Consider the following 4,198-nt stretch of genomic DNA (forward strand, 5'->3'; position numbering starts at 1 on the left):
ATTAAATTCACTCCTTGGTTGAATAAATTTTTTATGCTTGTCGATGCTTTTCATTTTTAAAATGGATAGCATAAACTGCTAAGTCCTTTTAATTTTTATCGATTTTAGTTTTTGAATTAATTATCTCTTAAACACATTAAACACCTTCAATTTCTATGAAAAACCTATACAATTTATTTTTTATAATAATGGTTTTCATGGTCGGGACGACTATGGCGCAACAACGCTCCCAAGGCCAAGGCAGAGGAAATTTTTCAAAGGGAGATCGCCCCAAAATTGGTGTATTAAGTGGGAAAGTGATAGACAGTAAAACCAATGAACCTGTAGAGTTTGCTACTGTATCCCTTTATTCTGTTCGGGAACCAGAAAAACCCGTAACAGGCGGCATGACAGATAAAAATGGAGGTTTCCGAATTAAGGAAATTCCCCTAGGGCCTTATAATGTAAAAGTAAGCTTTATTGGATACGAAACCTATAGTCATCCTGACCGGGTTATGTTTACTCCAAAGGAAGCAGAAATCTTTTTAGGCAAAATTACTTTGGGTGCCGATGCCAAACTTTTGAATGAGGTTGCCGTGGAAGCAGATGCCGAATTAATGGTCAATTCTATTGATAAAAGAAGCTTTAATGTTTCTCAGGATGGAACTTCAGAAGGTGGAGATGCCTCTGACGTTTTGTCTAACCTTCCTTCCGTAGATGTAGATATAGACGGTAATGTTAGCCTAAGAGGAAGTGAAGGAGTAAAAATTTTAATAGATGGGAAACCCTCCGCCCTAACAGGTGGAGATGTAAGTGAAGTTTTAGAACAAATTCCTGCAAATACCATAGAATCGGTAGAAGTAATTACCAACCCATCTGCTAAGTACAGCCCGGAAGGAAGCGCAGGAATTATTAACATTATTTTAAAGAAAAACAAAAAGAAGGGAACTAATGGTACGGCCTCAGTAACTGTCGGAACTAGGGAAAAATACAATGCCTCCCTGAATTTAAATCATTACATAGATAAGTTTAATCTCTTTGGAAATTATTCTTTCCGCGACAATCGCAGGACTTATGATGGAAATAGTTTAAGAGAAAATTTTGATGTTAATGAACCTAATGACTTGCAATTCCTCGAGCAGATGAATGATGGTTTTTATCAGTGGTCTTCACATAATATTAAATTAGGTGCAGATTATTTTCTGAATGATTTTAATTCCCTAACCCTTACAACTAATTTAAATACCAGCTCATTTACTAATGAAAACGAATTGTTTTCTTATTACAACTACCTTGACGGAAGTAAGGATGAAACTGCACAGCTTAACACTACAGATGGCAATCGTTTAAACGGAGGCATCACCTTGGATTACCAGCATAAATTCCTAAATCCCAAACAAAAATTAGATGCTTCCTTGAGATATTCCCAATCCAACTCGGATAGAGACTCTGATTTTGGAGTACTTAATAATACCCTTTCCGACTCTAGATCCGATGTTTGGCAATTCCAAATGGACTATGTAATGCCTATTTCTAATCGATTAAAACTAGAAACCGGACTAAACTCCCGATTAAGTTTATCAAATGAAGACTTCAAGACTCGCATTGGAGAAAATTTAATCCTCGATCCAAACGGAACTTTTGATTTTACCTATCAGGAAGATATTCATGCACTTTATGGAATCCTATCTGGAAGTTTGGAGAACGGGATGGGCTACCAAGTTGGATTAAGAGCAGAGCAAGCTTTTACAACCTCAACTTTAACCATTGAACCAGAACCTTTCGAAAATAATTATTTTAGTCTTTACCCAAGTGTGCACTTGAGCAAAGGTTTTGGGGAGAAAGGTCGCTTTGGTTACGCAGACGAAATTCAATTGAGTTATTCCAGAAGGGTTAACCGTCCACGATCACGTGCACTTAATCCATTTGTAGACATGTCTAATGAAAACAATCTTTCCACTGGAAACCCATTTCTGAAACCTGAATATGTTAATTCTTTGGAACTATCCTATTTAAAGAATTGGAATACCACCTCCCTTTCTGGTGCCGTTTATTACAAACACTCCAATAATGCCATATCAAGAATAACTATTAATGACCCAGAAAAGAACATAACTACCAGAACCTGGGAAAACTTCGCCAATAGCAACAATTATGGAGTAGAGGTTTTGGTAAATTCTCAAATCACTGATTGGTGGAGAATTAACACCAGTGTGAATTATTTCTATTTTAATGTAGATGGAAGTAATATAGGAGAAAATGATTATAGTAATGATGGCTTTACCTGGACTGGAAAACTGATGTCCTCTTTTAAATTATGGAAAGGTGGAAGTTTACAGGCCTCAGGAAGGTACCGTTCCCCTAGACAGATTGCGGGAGGTGAAATGAAAGGAATTATTTTTTATGATTTTGCAATGAAGCAAAAGGTTTTGGATAATAAAGGTACCATTAGTTTACGCTTAAGTGATCCATTTAACCTGTTCAACTTTGAAATTGAAAATTGGGATGACAACTTCTACCAGATTTCTAATAGAAGTCGTGAGTCACAGATTGTTTACCTGGGCTTCTCATTTAATTTTGGAAAAATTAACTATCAATTGAAAAAGAAGAAGGGACAAAGACAAAACAGAGAAAGTGGAGGAGATAATTTAGACGACCTTTATTAAGAATCCCCCCTTTCTCTAAATATTTTTAAGATTAAAATGCCTGGGTTTTTCCTGGGCATTTTTTTGTTTATCTTAATATGGAACAAAGCTTAATTCTCTGTAAAAGCTTTGGGATTCATCAAACGTTGAAAATAACTCATGGACCTCCAATCCTTTATGAAAGGGGTGACCCGCCGAAATCCTGCTGAAAAAGAATTTCATCAGGCCGTAAAAGAAGTGGCAGAACATGTGATCCCCTACATTAACCAACATCCCATCTACGAAAAAGCCCGCATTTTAGAAAGATTAACCGAACCAGATCGAGTGGTAGTATTCCGGGTAAGCTGGGAAGATGATCAACAAAATGTCCGGGTAAATCGCGGTTATCGGGTTCAATTTTCTAATGCCATTGGACCTTATAAGGGAGGACTTCGTTTTGATAAATCGGTGTCTTTAAGTATTCTAAAGTTTTTAGGTTTTGAACAAACTTTTAAGAATAGCCTAACCACCCTCCCTATGGGAGGCGCAAAGGGGGGATCAGATTTTAATCCAAAAGGTAAGTCCAACCCTGAAATCATGCGTTTTTGTCAATCCTATATGACAGAGTTACAACATCACATAGGAAAGGATGTGGATGTCCCTGCTGGTGATATTGGTGTCGGGGAAAGGGAAATCAGTTATCTTTTTGGACAATACAAAAGAATCAGTGGGGAGTTCAGTGGTACCCTAACCGGAAAAGGCCTATCCTTTGGAGGAAGCCCTATCCGAAAGGAAGCTACAGGCTATGGTTGTGTTTACCTGGCGGAAGAAATGTTAAAAAGAAAGGACGAATGTCTGGATGATAAAATATGTTTAATTTCAGGTTCGGGCAATGTAGCCCAACATGCTGCCGAAAAATTAATTGAATTAGGGGCTAAAGTGGTCACTTTTTCAGACCGCAATGGTTTTGTCCACATCCCCGATGGTGCTACTCAGGAGAACTTAAACTACATCATCGACCTAAAAACCAACCAAAGGGGAAGCTTGAAGACTTTTGCAGGTGAATTTGGGTTTACTTTCTACGAAAATGAAAAACCATGGAAAATTACCTGTGATTTGGCTTTTCCCTGTGCTACCCAAAATGAGCTGGATAAATACGATGCCCAAATTTTACTCAAACATGGCTGCCAACTCGTCTGTGAAGGGTCTAACATGCCCACCACTATAGAGGGTGTCCATTTATTTGAAGAAGCCAAAATTCTCTATGCCCCTTCGAAGGCGGCCAATGCAGGAGGTGTTGCCATTTCCGGATTAGAAATGACGCAAAATTCTATTCGCATTACCTGGTCAAGAGAAGAGGTAGATCGACATCTGAAAACCATCATGCACAAAATCCATGAGCAATGTGTGGAATATGGGAATAAAGGAAATAACCACATTAGTTATTTAAAGGGTGCCAATATTGGGGGTTTCGAAAAAGTAGCCAAAGCTTTGTTGAGTTTTGGAGTGGTATGAAGGAGGAAAAACAATGTTCTTATTTCCTTTTAAGGATGAACAGAAAATCATATTTCTCCTCTTTTCCACAAAAAAAAATC

General features: G+C 37.8%; 2 protein-coding genes. Both read left to right on the plus strand.

Annotated elements, in window-relative coordinates; all coding sequences use genetic code 11:
- Positions 1-155: 155 nt before the first annotated feature.
- Complete coding sequence (locus E1171_RS05950) at positions 156-2,645, plus strand: TonB-dependent receptor (protein WP_155205048.1); 2,490 nt, start codon at positions 156-158, stop codon at positions 2,643-2,645.
- A gap of 138 nt (positions 2,646-2,783) precedes the next feature.
- Positions 2,784-4,118, plus strand: a complete 1,335-nt coding sequence (gene gdhA, locus E1171_RS05955) for an NADP-specific glutamate dehydrogenase (protein WP_155205050.1) — start codon at positions 2,784-2,786, stop codon at positions 4,116-4,118.
- Positions 4,119-4,198: the final 80 nt, after the last annotated feature.

Source organism: Xanthovirga aplysinae, from assembly GCF_009711365.1.
GTDB classification, from domain to species: Bacteria; Bacteroidota; Bacteroidia; order Cytophagales; family Cyclobacteriaceae; genus Xanthovirga; species Xanthovirga aplysinae.